This window comes from Streptomyces sp. NPDC002935 (genome assembly GCF_040611295.1).
Taxonomy (GTDB): Bacteria; Actinomycetota; Actinomycetes; order Streptomycetales; family Streptomycetaceae; genus Streptomyces.
Genome location: NZ_JBEXNW010000022.1, coordinates 74174 through 90634, shown reverse-complemented (window position 1 = coordinate 90634; position 16461 = coordinate 74174). Strand labels below are relative to the sequence as shown.

15 protein-coding genes are annotated in these 16461 nt (G+C 67.7%); 12 read left to right on the top strand and 3 right to left on the bottom strand.

The window, feature by feature from the left end:
- Positions 1-206 precede the first annotated feature (206 nt).
- A complete protein-coding gene (locus tag ABZX90_RS27445; RefSeq protein WP_103548283.1) occupies positions 207-512 on the top strand; it encodes a WXG100 family type VII secretion target in 306 nt (101 codons plus the stop codon).
- A 68-nt stretch (positions 513-580) separates the two neighbouring features.
- Here ABZX90_RS27445 and ABZX90_RS27440 read toward each other — a convergent pair whose 3' ends face one another.
- A complete protein-coding gene (locus ABZX90_RS27440) occupies positions 581-1114 on the bottom strand; it encodes a hypothetical protein (protein WP_355209041.1) in 534 nt (177 codons plus the stop codon).
- Between the two features lie 237 nt (positions 1115-1351).
- On the opposite strand from ABZX90_RS27440, the gene ABZX90_RS27435 reads away from it, so the two are divergent.
- Genes ABZX90_RS27435 through ABZX90_RS27415 form a run of 5 tightly spaced genes read left to right on the top strand, consistent with a single transcriptional unit; the run spans position 1352 to position 4788 of the window.
- The gene (locus tag ABZX90_RS27435; protein WP_355209038.1) at positions 1352-1657 is read left to right on the top strand and encodes a hypothetical protein; all 306 of its coding nucleotides are present in this window, start codon (positions 1352-1354) and stop codon (positions 1655-1657) included.
- A complete protein-coding gene (locus ABZX90_RS27430) occupies positions 1654-2937 on the top strand; it encodes a putative T7SS-secreted protein (protein ID WP_355209035.1) in 1284 nt (427 codons plus the stop codon). The genes ABZX90_RS27435 and ABZX90_RS27430 overlap by 4 nt, the downstream gene beginning before the upstream one ends.
- A 47-nt stretch (positions 2938-2984) precedes the next feature.
- Positions 2985-3563: a hypothetical protein gene (locus ABZX90_RS27425; protein WP_355209032.1), complete on the top strand. Its 579-nt coding sequence runs from the start codon at positions 2985-2987 to the stop codon at positions 3561-3563.
- A complete protein-coding gene (locus ABZX90_RS27420; protein ID WP_355209029.1) occupies positions 3560-4228 on the top strand; it encodes a hypothetical protein in 669 nt (222 codons plus the stop codon). The genes ABZX90_RS27425 and ABZX90_RS27420 overlap by 4 nt, the downstream gene beginning before the upstream one ends.
- Positions 4225-4788 carry a hypothetical protein gene (locus ABZX90_RS27415; RefSeq protein WP_355209026.1) on the top strand — a complete coding sequence of 188 codons (564 nt, stop codon included), beginning with the start codon at positions 4225-4227 and terminating at the stop codon, positions 4786-4788. The genes ABZX90_RS27420 and ABZX90_RS27415 overlap by 4 nt, the downstream gene beginning before the upstream one ends.
- Positions 4789-5011: 223 nt before the next feature.
- On the opposite strand, the gene ABZX90_RS27410 is transcribed toward ABZX90_RS27415, so the two are convergent.
- Both ABZX90_RS27410 and ABZX90_RS27405 read right to left on the bottom strand, forming a co-directional pair.
- The gene (locus ABZX90_RS27410; protein ID WP_355209023.1) at positions 5012-6064 is read right to left on the bottom strand and encodes a hypothetical protein; all 1053 of its coding nucleotides are present in this window, start codon (positions 6062-6064) and stop codon (positions 5012-5014) included.
- Positions 6052-6813, bottom strand: a complete 762-nt coding sequence (locus ABZX90_RS27405; protein WP_355209020.1) for a hypothetical protein — start codon at positions 6811-6813, stop codon at positions 6052-6054. Before ABZX90_RS27405 ends, ABZX90_RS27410 begins: the two co-directional genes overlap by 13 nt.
- Positions 6814-7073: 260 nt before the next feature.
- Between ABZX90_RS27405 and ABZX90_RS27400 the strand changes: the two genes are divergently transcribed.
- The 6 genes from ABZX90_RS27400 (at position 7074) to ABZX90_RS27375 (ending at position 16398) form a co-directional block, all read left to right on the top strand.
- Positions 7074-7721 carry a hypothetical protein gene (locus tag ABZX90_RS27400; RefSeq protein ID WP_355209017.1) on the top strand — a complete coding sequence of 216 codons (648 nt, stop codon included), beginning with the start codon at positions 7074-7076 and terminating at the stop codon, positions 7719-7721.
- Positions 7722-7863: 142 nt separating this feature from the next.
- Positions 7864-12441, top strand: a complete 4578-nt coding sequence (locus ABZX90_RS27395) for a DUF6531 domain-containing protein (RefSeq protein WP_355209014.1) — start codon at positions 7864-7866, stop codon at positions 12439-12441.
- Between the two features lie 11 nt (positions 12442-12452).
- Entirely contained in the window at positions 12453-13037 is a 585-nt protein-coding gene (locus ABZX90_RS27390) for a hypothetical protein (protein ID WP_355209011.1), read from the top strand.
- Positions 13038-13484: 447 nt separating this feature from the next.
- Positions 13485-14210 (top strand): hypothetical protein, encoded by a 726-nt coding sequence (locus tag ABZX90_RS27385; RefSeq protein WP_355209008.1) that lies wholly within the window; start codon positions 13485-13487, stop codon positions 14208-14210.
- Positions 14211-14230: 20 nt separating this feature from the next.
- Positions 14231-15091, top strand: a complete 861-nt coding sequence (locus tag ABZX90_RS27380; protein ID WP_351124477.1) for a hypothetical protein — start codon at positions 14231-14233, stop codon at positions 15089-15091.
- Positions 15088-16398, top strand: a complete 1311-nt coding sequence (locus ABZX90_RS27375; RefSeq protein ID WP_351124480.1) for an ATPase, T2SS/T4P/T4SS family — start codon at positions 15088-15090, stop codon at positions 16396-16398. Before ABZX90_RS27380 ends, ABZX90_RS27375 begins: the two co-directional genes overlap by 4 nt.
- The last annotated feature ends 63 nt before the right edge of the window (positions 16399-16461 follow it).

Genomic DNA, 16461 nt, shown 5'->3' with positions numbered 1-16461 from the left:
ACCGCTTCCCGCAGGCAACGGCCCGTGTGAGGGAACCACGGAGGCCGCGGACGGACACCGCCTCTGGTGCGGGCTCGTGACAGAACCGGGGTGTGCTCCTGCAAGCGTCGTAAGTAAGCTGCTTGCTCAATGCGGACGATCGCATCATCCGCATCGGGAGCCACGGGGGTTGGCCCTGCGGCGAGTTGAAGCATGGAGGACGCCACATGGCCGGCGGCAAAGACGCAGACATCACTTACGAGAAGATGCGGCACGCTGCTAAGCGACTCGGCCACGAGAAGGAGAAGATGGAGGACAAGCTCCACGGCCTCGACAGCTACATCGACGGCCTCGTGGCCGACGGTTACACGACGGCCAAGGGCTCCCAGGCCTTCGACGACTCCTTCAAGGAGTTCACCAAGGGCATGAAGGACACCCTTGAGGGCCTCAAGGGCATGGCCAAGTTCCTCGAGGACGCCGCGAAGGCGTACGAGGACTTGGATGACCAGCTGGCCAAGGGTGTCAAGGGCTAGGGAAGTCCGCGATCCACGTGTTGCCTGAGTGCGATGGGGCGCATGCCGTGTCCCATCGCACCGTCACTTCAGGCGTCGGAGACGTGGGCCCCTTCGGCTCGCGATTGGCGCATCAGGTACATGTGGAGTTCGCTGCGCTGCTCCTCCGTCGTGAGCATCAGCCAGGAGCCGTCCGTGAAGTGGACACGCAGCTTTCGGTTGTCATGTGCGGGCAGGGGGTCCTCGATGGCGGCCATTCCCGCGGGAATCTCGGCGACCACGCGCATGCGGTCCTCTCTCCGGACGGATACGCGCTTCGGTGGTGCAGCCAGCACGATGCGGCCCTCCGTCAGCACAACGAAACGTTGGTGGTGGGAGGAATGGCCGTACCAGCGCAGCAGGAACTGCCCCGCGGCCTTGTCCCAGTCGCCGTCGAAGGTGTTGTCGAGACCCTGCTCGACGATGGCCTTGTCCCGTCTGTCGATGTCCAGGTCTTGGGCTCGGGCACGGTCGCGCTCCTCCTTCGTCGACAGGAGACGCTTGAGGGCTTCCTCGCCGGAGGCAAGAAGGCTGAACAGCATGGCGATGGGCATCAGCGGTGCGACGAGTACCGCACCGAGCATGCCGAGCGGTCGCAGAGACGCCGGCCTCAGAGGGCCTCCACCGGCGGCCTGGTGAACGTCCGCGGGAGGTTGGGGAATCCGGCCTATCGCGCACCACGCACCGGCGTCCGGAGCGACGCCGAGGCGGTTGCGTGTTGTGCGGTCGCTGCTCCTGGACAACTCGTCTCACCTTCCTCGCTGCCTGTTGGGCGAAGTATCGCAGGCAGTGTCTCATGTTCATGATGGGGGAATTTATTAATGGGTGACAGAACCGCTTACGACCTGGACCTGATCAAGGACTGTTCGCGTTCGCTGGGAAAGATTCACCGTGAGTTCGAACAGCACGGAAATCCTGCGGACGGTTACAACGACGCACTTGGGCATGGCGGCTTGAAGGATGCCTTCGACGATTTCGGCGGAACATGGAAGAAAACGCGCAAGAAACTTATGAAGGAAATAAAGAAGCTCGCCGAAGCAACGTCGGTCGCCGCTCAGAAGTATGAGGAGATCGACCACGAGCTGGCGAAGGCCATTTCGGGGGCCAAGGGGAAGGACAAGCAGTGAGCAGGCGATCCAGCGACTGGCCGCCTCTGTGGGACGAGGATCCGGCGCCCGGCGACCCTCATGAAGTGGCGGCACTTGGGCGCAAGTTGCGCAAGACGGCTGAGATGATCGATGAACAGGCTCGCGTCATCCAGGCGTTGTCATCCGTGGAGGGATGGGACAGTGACGCCGGGCGTGCCTTCAACGAGGTGGCCGATGGCGCAGGCGACCGGCTGAAGAAGGCGTTCGAGCGGTACGACGAGGCGGCGAACGCGCTCGGCGAGAGGGTCGTCGACGGAGAGTCGAAGGAGTTCGCCGGAGAGCTGCATCGTGCGCAGGAGAAGGCCGACAAGGCGCTGGCGGACTACCGGGAGGCCAAGGACGATCACGATGCGGCGGAGCGGGAGGTGAACAAGTTCACGGAAAAGCACCTCGTCAGTGAGATCCCTGAGGCGGACAGACCCGAATACGAACGCTGGAAGAAGAAACAGAACGAGGCGCTCCACAGGATCGGCCAAGCGCGCAAGGATGTGAAGGATGCCCGGGACATCTTTGATGATGCCGGGGATCGTGCTGCCAGGCACATCAAGGACATTGTGCATCACGATGCCGTCCGGGATCCCGGCGGATTCATGAACTGGCTTGCCGACTGGGCGGATACGTTCTCCAACCTGTCGGCGATTCTCTCGGTGCTTGCAGTCGTCTGCGCATTTGTCCCGCCGCTGCAGTTCCTGGTGCCCATCTTTGCCACTCTCGCGGTCCTCTCCAGTGCTGCGGCTCTGGCCGGCCACGCATACGACATGTCCGTGCGAGGAGGCAAGGTCGACTGGCTGAAGCTGGGTACCGACGCTCTGGGCATCCTTCCTGGGCTGGGATCCCTCAAGGGCTTCCGCGCCTTGGTCGGCCTCAAGGGCGTGGCGAAACTGCGGGCGTTCGGGAAGCTCGGCACCTTTGGATCCTTCAGGGGCATCGCAGCTGTGGACGGGATCGGCCACAACTTTCTCAACGGCCTGAGCGTGACCTTGACGAACAAGACCTTGGCCGGCGGGCTCAAGCTGGGCCAGAAGCTGGGTATTTCCGGCCTTCCGGAAAAATTCGTGCCCATAGGTGGCAAGGAGATCACGGCCGCTATCAAGGGAACGGGCCTCGCGAGCGCCCTTCACCGGATGTTCAGCGGGGAGAACGGCGGGACCACGGGATATCAGCCGCCTGCCGAGAAACCCTCACCGGCGCCGGTGCCCACGCCGAGGCCCTCCCCCGGCGCTTCGCCGAAGCCCTTCCATGCCGCGCTGGCCGCGTAGCCAACCCGCATCCGCAGTGGACACAAGAGGAGAGGAGTGGGGCACAGGTGAGTGACTCGAATGAACTCGGAGAGTGGGAGTTCATCGGCCGCAGAGGTGGGGACCCGGCTCGGCTGGTACCTGGCGAGGTGATCGCCGCGGTTCCCGATGCGCGGAGCCTGGCGGAAGACGCGAGGCGGGAGGTCGGCTTCGACTTCCTGGACGACGGGGCCGTACTCCGGATGCTGCGGCTTCGGCATGAGGACGAACAGGAGATGTTCAACGCCGGCTTCAGGACGGGTGTTCCGCTGGCACTCATCGGCTTCGGCGCCGTCGTGTACTGGGGCGGTGCGGCCCAGTACTGGGAGTCGAGCACAGCTCGGCTCATGTATCTCGGCCTGACCGGAGTCGCCGTTCTGATTCTGCTGGGCCTGTGGATTCGAGCCGCGGTGGTTCATTGGGGTGATCCCGCCCGGCAGAATCTCCGGGCGCGGGCTCGGAAGTACCGCGAGGTGGCACACGCTGCCCGCAAAGGCGGAGCGGACATTCCCGCGCACTATCCGCACTACGGTCCTTACCCCTTCGCCGCCACGTACCGCCCGGACGCGGACGAAATGAGTTTCCCCGATGGAGAAGAACGGTCATGACCGCAGTATCAGTTGAGGGCGAACTTCGTGGTTCGGCGGGCGAGAACGGCATAGACATCCGGTGGATCATGCCGGACGGCTTCTTCGAGATCCCGCTGGACGCGGAGGATCTGGACGAGACCGCAGAGCAGTTGATGGGACTCGCGCGCACCGCGATGCCGGAAGCTGACTTCGACGTACAACTCCAGTGGGCCGTCATGTGTGCCGCTCACTATGACTCCTTCGTGGAAGCCGGAGTTCAGTACGCGGGATTCGTCCTCACCGAGGTGGAGAGCGCACGGTGTACGGCCACGGTGACCGTGAGCATGATCGACCTTGACGCCCAGGCAGGCACCAACCCCGTCGGCTTCTTGGGTTCTTCGATGCGGCACCTCGGTATCGGGCAGGTCAGCGAGGTCGAACTGCCGTGTGGCCCTGCCGTCTGCTGCATCGGAGTACGGGAGGGAAGCCTGGACGGCAGTCTCACGGAGTCGGGCAAGGACGAGACCGTCCGGACCTCCTTCATCCAGGTCCAGGTGCCGCTGACGAACTGGACTGTTGTGGTGCTCGAAATGGGCACCCCCACCCCTGAGGGGTGGGACGTGTTCTCGTCCATGTTCGCCGGCGTCGTGAAGAGCTTGCGCCTGTTCAATGCCGACGGTGAGCCCGTCGTGATGCCGGGATGACGACTGGGCCCGACGTATCGGCGCGGCCCAAGGACTACCGACTGCTCATTCCGCGCGAATGGTTCAGGATCGATCTGGTCCAGGAGCGGTGGCGCAGGCAACTGAAAACGTTCGTGGACCTTCAGGCAGACGGCAAGAACGTACCGGCAGAGGCCAAGCAGGAGGCCTGGGCAAGCCTGCGCAACACTGCTGAATCCGCCGTGGCGAACGGAGCGCTGGAATTCTTCCTGCGGCCGGAGTTGCACGACGGAAGCATCATGCCCGTCTCGCTCATCGTGTCCTTGATCCCTAGTCCCGGCTCTCCGACGCCCAAGGATCTCCTGGCCTCGTTCGAGGAGAGGGAGCACCGGAGCGGGCGCGGTACCGAGGTCTCGATCGTCGCCCTTCCGGCCGGTGAAGCAGTCCAGATCCGCACACGGACCACCCTGGACCTGTACATCCACATGCCAGGAACGGTGGGATACCTGGTCCTTGGCTTTGTCGTGCCCCTCACTGGAGTCATCGGTCCCATGGAGCGGCTGTGCACCTCGATCGCTGGATCCCTGCGCTGGATCATGTGATCCAGAACGGGTCGCTCGTCGGACCCGAGCCTGACGGTGTTTGCGACCACGAAATTGATGGGGCGGCCCGAAAGACGCATCGTGATCGCCGTGGTGCCCCTCGGCGCTCCGGACGCCTGCTCGGCACCGTGGCCAAGGAGGCGTCCGTCGCAGTAGCCGGGGGCAGCGAGCCGTTGGTCTGCCACTGGCGTGGAGCAGGGGGCGAACTCGCGAGCGGATGCTGTCATCGGTTGACGGCTTGGATTTCCTGCACCGTGACGTCCTGCTCGCTGCCGAACGTGCCGTCGGGAAGCCTCGTAGGCTGCGGGTTACCCGTTCCGGTCCAGGTGATCTCCCACGTGACCGTCGCCTTGAGCGGGAAGGTGCCGTCGCCGGAGGACCGCAGGTACTTGAGTCCGCAGGGCGGGGTCCGGTCGGCATTGCCCGCGGCGTACGGCTCGCCGATCGAACCGTCGTCGTTGATCGCGCACTTGCCGGAAGCCGGATAGGTCTCCGCGTCCTTCGTGCCCGGCTCAAGTTCGAGGGCGACCGGCTTGGCCGTCGTGGTGGCCTGGATGCTGAGGCCGCCCACGTTGATCTGCGCGGTCACGTCGACGGCCTTGAACTTGGCTTTGTCCAGCCAGGCCCACGTCCGGAGGTTCACCTTGGTGATGTTCTTCGGCGCCAGGGTGACCTGTGTCTGGGGGAGCTGCAGCCTGTTGTAGGCCAGTTCGGCGAGAACCTTCGGGGTGACGGCGTTCGGGACGTCGGGGGTGTCCCCGTTCACGACCCAGAAGGGCATCTCGTTGCAGAGTTGTGCCGCGGGCTCCATCCATCGGTCGGGATCCTGGACTGCGACCCACCATGTGCCCTTGTCGGCCATGTCGAGGTTGTAGTCCTTGTACTTCCCGTCCTTGTACGTGTCCCGGAACTGCCCGACGGCCGTCTTCGCGTAGCTGTGCTGACCCGGGTAGTTGACGGTCTCGGTGTACATGTTCTCGACGTACTTCTGGAAGTCGTTGGCCGTACGTGGCTCGTACCAGCAGGCGGGAGGGTTCCAGTTCCCCACGGGAGTGACATTGCCCTTGCCGCCACTGTCGCCCTTGGAGCTGCCGCTGTAGCGGACCATGGAGACGATGTCGGTCCCGGACCGGCCGCCGCCCGTGTTCGTGGCCCCGCCGTTCGACTTTCCTCCAGGGCCCCATCCGGCCATCGCCGTGCCCGGCATCAGGGCGCAGACACCTGCGACGGCACCCACGACCAGCCATCCCTTGCGCCACCTCATCACGGCGTGCATGCCTCGTTCCCCCGATCCGATACGAGCTTGGTGGTCTGCCAGATGCCCTTGTCGTTCTTCTCCAGACGCGTGCTGTAGAGCACGTACGAGTCGTCGTTCGGAGGCGTCTTGTCGATCTTCTGCGTCTTGCGGTTCTTGTTGAACGCCTTGCTCTCGTCGGAGCAGTACGAAAGACCCGCCGACTGTTTGTCGAACACTTCGAGCTTGGGCGAGTAGTAGCGGACCGCGCCGGTGAACGTGGAACCGGAGTCGACGATAGTTTTCACCCAGTCCTGGCTGCCAGGCAGGGCAGAACCGGTCTGGTAGAAGGCGAGCGCCTCGGAGTCGGGGTCACCCTTGACGACGGCATAGGTCACGGCCGTCTGGGCATCCCCGGCATCCGCCAGGATCGCGTCCTTGTTCGCGTCGCCGGTGTTCCAGCCCGCGAAGGTCTCCTTGATGTCGCCCGGCAGTGTCAGGTCGGGACGAGTGACGCCGTCCGACGCGCTCGCACTCGGCGACGCCGAACCCGTCCCGTCCTGATCCGCCCCCGCGATCTTGTCATTGCCCTTCGAGCCGTCACCCCCTCCGCCACAAGCCGTCAGGAGCAAGGCTGTTGTCGCGGCGAACGCGGCAGCAACGGGCAAAGAGCGGCGCTTCACAGTGGACTCCCCGTGTGACATCAGTTGAGCCAAGTCAGTCAAGGGCAATGACGGTATCCGTGGGGCTTGTGGTTTCGCCAGGCTGAACTCGCCTCCCGGATAGGCCATACGGGGTGCTTTCGGTGCGAAGGGTAGGTCCACCGGCGGCTCATCGTGTCCATGGCCACATCCGCCACCGGGCCTACGGGACCGCCTCCACACCTCACTCCGACTTTGCGTTCCGCACCTTCACAAACCCGGCGGTCACCTTCGCCGCCCCGGTTTCCACTCGGAACACAGCCGTACCGCCCCACCTCGTAGGCTGACCCGAGCCGAACAGGCCGAACAGGCCGAACAGAAGGACGAACGACGACCCCGGGGGACACGTCATGGCCCGCTACATCGAGACGCTCACCGTCGAGCGCGGCGGATTTCGGATCAAGGTGCCGGAGTCGTGGTGGGAGTTCGACGTGCGGCCCGAGTCGCGGGACGACTCGATCCGGCGGATGGTGAGCGAACGGGTCGCTCAGCGGCCGGAGTTGGCGCCGTACCGCGACACCTACACCGCCTTCCTGCGGAAAGCCGCGGCCGACGCCTGGAAGTCGGGCGCCCTGTACTGCGGCTGCATGGCGGAGTCCTTCGGCGGTGACACCCCGATCACCGGCTCGGTCACCGTCTCGATCGTCGGCGGCCGCTCGCAGACCGGTGAGCCCCTCTCCACCGACCCCCAGACCATCGCGGGCCGGCTCGCCGTGCGCGAGGCGAAGAAGGAGGGCGACGCCTGGCGCAAGGTGACCACGGTCGAGATACCGGGCGTCGGGCCCGCCGCGCGGACGTACGGCATCGAGGACATCGCCGTGCCCGACGACAGCCTCCAGCGCACGATCCGCGCGGTACTCATGCAAACGTTCATCCCCGTGCCCGGCCAGGAGGGCAAGGTGGCCCTCGTCGCCGGCAGCAGCCAGGTCCTCGACCTCGCCGACTCCTTCTTCGACATCTTCGACGCCGTCACCTCCACGTTCCGCTTCGCCGGGTAGACGGACCGCCGTCGGCACGGGGCCGCTGTGGCCTCCCTTCCTCACCTCGCGCCCATCCAGTAACTTCGCTTGTGTGTACGGCTGTTGCGGTTGACGTCGCCGGCACGGTTGTTGTCGGTGTTGCTGTCACGGGGGTTGCGGCATGGCGGGGAATCGGCCGGGGGACTGGCACGTCCTGGATCTGGACAAGGACCCGACGCCGGGTGATCCGGACCGGGTGCGTCATCTGTCCAAGAATCTGCATGACTTCGCGGATGACGTGTCGGATGCGCTTCGTCTGATCAAGGGGATGGCGGACGAGGACGCGGTTCTGCGGTGGGCGGGGAAGTCGGCGAAGGCGTTCCAGGACGAGTTCTCGGGTGTTCCGAAGCAGTTGAAGAAGCTGAAGAAGTCGTACGAGATGGCGGGGGACGCGCTCGCCGATTACTGGCCGAAGCTGGAGCGTGCGCAGGCGTTGGCGGACAAGGCGCTCGCCAAGGGCCGCGAGGCGCAGGCCGATCTGTCGTCCGCCAAGTCGCGTCTGTCGTCGGCTGATTCGTGGGTGACGAAGGCCGGCAAGGAGGCGGACAAGTACAAGGACGATCCGACCGGCAGCAAGGACGCGGAGAAGCCGGACGAGGCGAAGGTGCGGGCCGCGACCCGGGATGCTCAGCATGCGAAGTCGGCGCAGGATTCGGCTCGGTCGGATGTGACGAACGCGAACGGTGCGTTGGACGCGGCGAAGAAGATGGCGGCGGATGCCCGCAGGATGCGGGAGGAGGCGGCGCGGGACGCGAAGTCGAAGATCGATGAGGCTTCGGATGCCGGTATTCGCAATCGGAAGTGGTGGGAGGAGGTCGGGGACTGGTTCTCCGACAACTGGGACACCATCGTCACGGTCTGCAAGGTCGTCGTCGCGGTAGTCGGGATCATTGCGATGATCATCGGGGGGCCGATCCTCGGCGCGATCGTGCTGATCGCCGCCCTGGTCGTCCTCGCCGACACGCTCTACAAATATTCCAAAGGCCAGGCGTCCCTGTGGGACGTGGCCTTCGCGGCGCTGGACTGCATACCCGGCATGAAGGGCCTGACCACCCTCGGCGGGCTCGCCAAGGGACTCAAGGGCCTCAAGGCCTTCAGCAAGACCGGCCTCAAGGGCATGGCGCTGGGGGTCAAGGGGTTCGGCAGGACCACACGTTCTCTCGGGCGGCAGATGAAGAAGCTCTTCACCTGCGGCGATCCCATCGACATGGCGACGGGCCAGATGGTGATGTCCGAGACCGACGTGGCGTTGGACGGTGTGCTCCCCCTCGTACTGGAGCGTCACCACCGCACCGGCCTGACCGGCGGCCGGTACTTCGGGCGGGCCTGGACCTCGACCCTCGACCAGCGGCTCGTACTCGACGCCACGGGCGTACGGTTCTTCGTCGCCGACGGCATGATCCTCACCTATCCCGTGCCCGAGCCGGACGTGCCCGTCCTGCCCGTGGAGGGCCCGCACTGGCCGCTGAGCTGGGACGGCGACCCCGGCGGCACACTCACGGTGAGCCGGCCGGAGACCGGCCACACCCTGAGCTTCAGGCCGCTGCCCGGACGACCGCCGCAGGAACTGCCCCTCGCCGTGATCGGCGACCGCAACGACAACACGATCACGATCGGGTACGCCGCCGACGGCAGCCCGGCCGAGATCGCCCACCACGGCGGCTACCGCGTCGGGGTGACCTGCGAGGCCGGGCGGATCGTGGGCCTGACCCTGCGCAGCGACCCTGCGCGGCCCACCCTGATGAGCTACGGCTACGACACGCACGGCCGTCTCACGGAGGTGCGCGACTCCTCGGGCCGGCCGCTGAAACTGGCCTACGACGACCGCCACCGTCTCACCGGCTGGGAGGACCGCAACGGCGCCTGGTACCGGTACACGTACGACGACGGAGGCCGCTGTGTCGCCGTCCACGGTGTGCACGGGATCCTCGACTACACCTTCGCCTACGACGACGAGAGGCACCTGACCCGCGCCGTCAGCTCCCTCGGGCACACCACCTCGTACCAGTTCAACGACGCGTACCAACTGGTCGCCGAGACCGGTCCCCTGGGCCACGCCGTGTTCCAGGAATGGAGCAGGCGCGACCAACTGGTGTCCCGGACCGACGAGATGGGGCGCGTCACCCGGATGGAGTGGGACGACCTCGGTCACCTCACCGCTGTCCGGCTGCCCGACGGGACGGTGTCCGGCGCTCGTTACAACGACCTCGGTCTGACCGTCGAGTTGACGGGCTACGACGGCGCGGTCGTACGGCAGGAGTGGGACGGGCGGGGCAACTGCACCTCGCTCACGGACACCGACGGGACGACGACGGCGTTCACCCGGGACCGCACCGGTGCCGTCACCTCGGTGACCGACCCCCTGGGAGCCGTACGGAGGTTCACCAACAATGGGGCGGGGCAGGTCGTTTCGGCGGTCGACCCGCTGGGGGCGGAGACCCGGTTCGCGTACGACGCCTTCGGACGGGTGACAACCGTCGTCGATCCGCTCGGGGAGACGACCCGCGAGGAATGGACCGTGGAGGGGCGCCTCGCCGCCCGGACCGGCCCGGACGGGGCCACCGAGACATGGACGTACGACGGCGAGGGAAACCGGCTCACGCACACCGACGCGCTGGGCCGGGTCACCCGGTTCGAGTACGGCGCCTTCGACCTGCTGACGGCGCGCACGACCCCGGACGGGGCCCGCTACGCCTTCCGCCACGACAGCGAGCTGCGCCTCTCCCAGGTCGTCGACCCGCAGGGGCTGACCTGGGACTACACCTACGACGCGGCGGGCAACCCGACGTCCGAGACCGACTTCGACGGGCGGACCGTCCGCTACACCTATGACGCGGCAGGCCAACTGACCGGCAGGACGAACCCGTTGGGGCAGAGCACCACCTTCGCCTACGACGCCGTCGGCAACCAGGTCGAGAAGGCGGCGGACGGCCGGACCACGGTGTTCACGCACGACCCGGCCGGCCGCCTGCTGCGGGCCGCGGGCCCGGACGCCACCCTGACGCTCCGCTACGACGCGGCCGGGCGCATCGTCGGAGAGGCGGTCGACGGACGGGAGCTCGCCACGTCGTACGACGACGCCGGCCGCCCGGTCCGCCGCACCACACCGGCCGGTGCCACGACGACGTACACCTACGACGCCGCGGGGAACCGTACGGCGCTCAGCGCCTCGGGCCACGTCCTGACCTCGTCCTACGACGCGGCGGGACGGGAGACGGCCCGTGCGTTCGGGCAGGGCCTGACCCTCGGTCTCGGATGGGGCACCGGGGACCGCCTCGGCTCCCAGACGCTGGAGGACTCCCGCTCCTCCCGCCTCCTGGCACGCCGGACGTACACCTACGGCGCGGACGGGAACCTGACCGGGCTCGACGACCCGGACACCGGCCGCCGCACCTTCGACCTCGACGTCCTGGGCCAGGTCACCGCCGTACGAGCCACGGACTGGTCCGAGTCGTACGCCTACGACGGGACGGGCAACGTGACGAGCGCGGACTGGCCCGGGTACCGCGCCGAGCCCGAGGCGCGCGGTGCCCGCGCCTACGCGGGCAACCGCCTCGTCCGCGCCGGTTCCGTCCACTACGAGTACGACGCCGCCGGCCGCGTCGTCCTGCGGCGCCGGACCAGGCTGTCGCGCAAGCCGGACATCTGGCGTTACTCCTGGGACGCCGAGGACCGGCTCGTCGGTGTCACGACCCCGGACGGCACGCGCTGGCGCTACCTCCACGACGCGCTCGGCCGCCGGGTGGCCAAGCGGCGACTGGCGGCGGACGGCGTCACGGTGGCCGAGGAGACCCGCTTCGTCTGGGACGGTCCGCACCTTGTCGAGCAGACCGGCCACGCACCCGGCACACACGGGAATCCCGCCCGGGAGACGACGCTCACCTGGGAGCGCGACGACACCCGCCCGCTGACCCAGACGGAGCGCGTGACCGCGGCCGGCGCACCCCAGGACGTCGTCGACGAACGGTTCTTCGCCATCGTCACGGACCTCGTCGGCACCCCGACCGAACTCGTCGACGAGACCGGCGGGATCGTCTGGCGTGGGGACACCACACTCTGGGGACTGGGCTCCAACCCGGACCCGGACTCCCCAGGCGCGGACTCCGGCGCGTCCACCCCCCTGCGCTTCCCCGGCCAGTACCACGACCCCGAGACCGGGCTGCACTACAACTGCTTCCGGCACTACGACCCGGCGTCGGCCGCCTACCTCAGCCCCGACCCCCTGGGCATGGACGCCGGCCCCAACCCCCGCCGCTACGTCGTCAACCCCCTGCTCTGGTCCGACTATCTCGGCCTGAAACAGTGCTCCAAGATCCTCGGCGACAACATGGCGAAGGAGGGCCGCGCGGTGGGAGCCGGCCAGGCGGCGGCCCACATCGTTCCCTCCGGGTTCTCCCGCGGCGGCGGCCCGCGGATGCGGTCGCTGCTCGCCAAGTACAAGGTCGACATCAACGACGCGGCGAACGGCATCCCGCTGGGGCATCCGAGGCCGCACAACTTCACGCACAGCAACCGATTCCTCGGCCGCCTCGACTCCCACCTGCACAACGTCGTCGCGGACCGCGTCGCCCGGGGCTTCGGGGACCGCGCGATCCGCACGGTGCTCCGCAGGGAACTGCGCAGTATCGGCCGCCAGATCGAGTCCGAACTGGCCGGCGTCACCACCGCGGTGCCGAGCACCGCCTACTGGACGGCGTGATGATGTCCTTCATGAACTCGAAGCCCCTGGCCGTGTACCGACTGATGCCGAGCATGCGGGACCTGCGCACGCTGCGTCTGGACGACTCGCTCATCGACCTCAAGCGCTGGCAGTTCCAGGGCGATCGGGTGCCGCGGCCCACCGGGTTCGCGGCGGAGTGGACGGGTGACCCGAAGGCCCGCAGGGCCGAGTTCGCCTCCGACTATCCCGGCGCTCCGATCCTCGGCGGACGTCTCGCGGACCGGCTGCGGGACGACCTGGAGAAGTCGGGCAGCCTGCTCCCGGTCCGTGTGGAGGGATCCTCCGCGGACGAGTACCTCCTCCACCTCGTGGACCAGGTCGTCGACTGCGTGGACACCCGGACGTCGTCCCAGCCGAAGAAGGCGACCGGCGAGATGCAGAAGACCATTTTCCGCGCGGAGGCACTCCCGCTCGCCCTGCCCTCCTTCCGTGTGCCGCAGTTCCCCGTCGCGGTCCAGTGGAACGGCTGGGCCGTCGACCGTCTGGCCGAACTCCTCGGCGACGACCTCGAGGCCCGCCTGGTCTGGTCGGAGGACCCGTCTGTCCGTCCCCACCCCAACCCCTGGGGCTTCTGAGCTCGTCGGCGTCCACGGTCAGGAGATCCGGACCCTCCCGCCGGGGCGCGGTCAGGTCCCCCGTGTGGCTGAAAGATCACATTCATCGCGCCGCCCGTGAGCACCTCGTGCAGGCATCGTGCACAGTCCGTGACGGGTGCCCCGGGGTGGGCCGGTGAGGGATTCGCGGGCGCACAGTCCGGCGGTTCGGTGGATCGCCGGGCTCAACAGGGAACCGGAGGGCATGCGTTGCGCGTCGATAACGTCGAGTCGGGTGCGCTTCAGGGGTCTTGACGCGCCTTGAGGGGCTTATGCGCGGCTGATACGGTGCCATGGCTTGACACTCGCTCCAGCGCTGGCTATTCGGCCAGGTCGCGCGGTACGTCCCGTAAAGGGACGCGGGGGTGAAGTGTCCTATTTGGCACATGAATTGACAGACGATTTCTTGGGTGTACGGGGAGCGGTTGCGTGAAGATCCAAGAGCGTACGGGCGCGGGCGGCAACCGTTCCGCCACGTCGGCGCACCCGGCGATGGGCGAGCGTCTTCCCTCGCCGCCTCGCGAGCGCAAACCCGCGCTGGCCGCTCTCGCGGTGCTCCTCATCCTCGTCGGCGCGCTGGGCGCCACCGTGCTGGTGCTGCGCGCCGGCGACCGCATCGAGGTCGTGCAGGTGACGAGTGACGTCCAGGCCGGAGAGTCCGTGGGCGATCACGTGACCTCCGTGCTGGTCGCGGACGACCCCGCCATCCGCTACGTCAAGTGGAACCAGCGCGTCAAGCTCAAGGAGCTCAAGGCGAAGTCCACGATCTACGCGGGGACCGTGGTCATCGGCGACATGTTCGCCGGGGGCTCCACCCTTCCCGCCGGCAAGGCCTCCGTGGGCGTCTCCCTCAAGGAGGGCCAGTACCCCGCGGGCATCAAGTCCGGTGACACCGTCGCCGTCTACCGCGTCGGCCGCACGGGCTCCAGTGGCAGCCGCGGTTCGTCGAGTTCGTCGAGTTCGAGCTCGTCGGGCGCGAGCGACGCTCCCATCGTCGAGCGGGCGAAGGTCAGCCACGTCCAGGTCCAGAAGGACAGCACGATCAGCAGCACCAACCTGCCGGTCACGCTCATCGTGGACAGTGGTGCGGCCTCGTCCGTCGCCGATGCCGCCTCGGCCGGCGAAGTCGCCCTCGTCATCGTCCCCGGCAACTAGAGGCGAGTGAGTAGACAGACATGGCGCTCATCGCCCTCGCCGCAGACAAGGGTTCCCCCGGAGTCACCACCGCCGCGGTGGCGCTCTCGGCGGTCTGGCCCCGCAGGGTCCTGCTCGCCGAGACCGACCCGGCCGGCGGCGACCTCGTGTACCGCAGCGCGGCGGCCCACGGCGGCCCGCTGAACCCCAACACCGGCATGCTGTCGATCGCGGCGACCGCCCGGCGCGGACTCGTGCCCGACCAACTCTGGGACCACGTACAGCCGTTGAGCGGCGGACTCGAAGTCCTCGTCGGGCTCGGGATCGCCGAGCAGGCCGCCGGTCTCGCCGGACTCTGGCCCACCCTGGGCCGGGCGTTCGCGCAGCTCGGCGACTCCCCGAACGCGCCCGCCGACGTCATCGCCGACTGCGGGCGGATCAGCGGAGACACTCCGGCGGTCGAGCTCTTCCCGCACGCCGCCCTGGTGCTCCTGCTCTCCCGCACCGAGCCCGAGGCCATCGCGCGCGTCCGTGACCGTGCCGCCGCCCTCTCCGCCAAGCTGCACGGCGGGCCGCGCGGCGCCGCCGGACTCGCCACACCGTTCATCGGCGTCGTCCTCGTCGCCGACCCGGGCGACTCCGCCAAGCTCGTCCACCAGGTCAACGACATGCTCGTTGCGGCCCAGACCGGCGCGCGCGTCGTGGGCACCCTCGCCGACGACCCCGCGGGCGCCGACCAGTTGGCCGGACGCAGGCGCGGTCGCCTCGACAAGTCGCTGCTCATCCGCTCGGCCCGCAAGGTGACCGCGGATCTGTACCAGCAGTACGGCGCCGCCTGGTCCGTACCCGCCGACGGACCCCATGGGGCGCACGGGCAGCCCGCTGCCGGAGCCGGCCGATGACCGCCGTCGACCACCAGTTGGTCAAGCGGTTCCGGCAGGACGCCGGTGACCGTATCTCCGAGCAGCGGCGCGAGGACCAGGTCCGCAGCGTCACGCCGATGTCCCCCGAGGACGAGCGGCACTACGCCCGCGCCGTCATCGCCCAGATACTCGAGGACCACGCCCGCACCGAGATCAACCTCGGCCGGACCCCGCTCGACGCGGAGACCGAGGAGCAGTACGCGGCCGCCGTGCACGCCGCGCTCTTCGGCGTCGGCCGGCTCCAGCCGCTGCTGGACGACCCGGAAGTCGAGAACATCGACATCAACGGGTACGACCAGGTCTTCATCGGCTACGCGGACGGCCGGGAGGCGAAGGGGGACTCCGTCGCCGAGAACGACGAGGAACTCGTCGAGCTGATCCAGGTCCTCGGCGCGTACTCGGGTCTGTCGTCCCGGCCCTTCGACGCCGCCAACCCGCAGCTCGACCTGCGGCTGCCGGACGGTTCCCGGCTCTCCGCCGTCATGGACGTGACCCGTCGGCCCGCCCTGTCGATCCGCCGCGCGCGGATGGGCAAGGTCTTCATGTCCGACCTGGTGGGCAACGGCACGCTGACCCCCGAGGTCGCGCACTTCCTCGCCTGCGCCGTCCGGGCGCGCAAGAACATCATGATCGCGGGAGCCACCAACGCGGGCAAGACGACGCTGCTGCGCGCCCTCGCCAACGAGATCCCGCCGTACGAGCGCCTGATCACCGTCGAGCGTGCCCTGGAACTCGGCCTCGACACCTTCGCCGATCTGCACCCGAACGTGGTGGCGTTCGAGGAGCGCCTGCCCAACTCGGAAGGCCAAGGTTCCATCACCATGGCCGAGTTGGTCCGCCGCTCGCTCCGAATGAACCCGTCCCGCGTCATCGTCGGTGAGGTCCTCGGCGACGAGATCGTGACGATGCTCAACGCGATGTCGCAGGGCAACGACGGCTCGCTCTCCACGATCCACGCGAACAGCTCCAGCGAGGTCTTCAACCGTATTTCCACGTACGCGCTCCAGGCGAACGAGCGACTGCCCATCGAGGCCAGCCAGATGCTCATCGCGGGCGCGGTGAACTTCGTCGTCTTCATCCATCGGCGCAACGACTACGAGTCCGGTGGGCGCCTCCAGCGCAGGGTGACCTCCGTGCGCGAGGTCAACGGCGTCGACGGACGGGTGCTGTCCAGCGAGGTGTTCGCCGAGGCCCCGGACGGCCGGATCGTCCCGCACGCGCCCATCGCCTGCCTCGACGAACTCGTCGCGCAGGGCTACCGGCTGCCCGGCAGCGGGAATTGGTGATGACGATGACGATGACGATGGCCCGGGACATGACGCCGGGCATGACACCGCACAGGACATCGG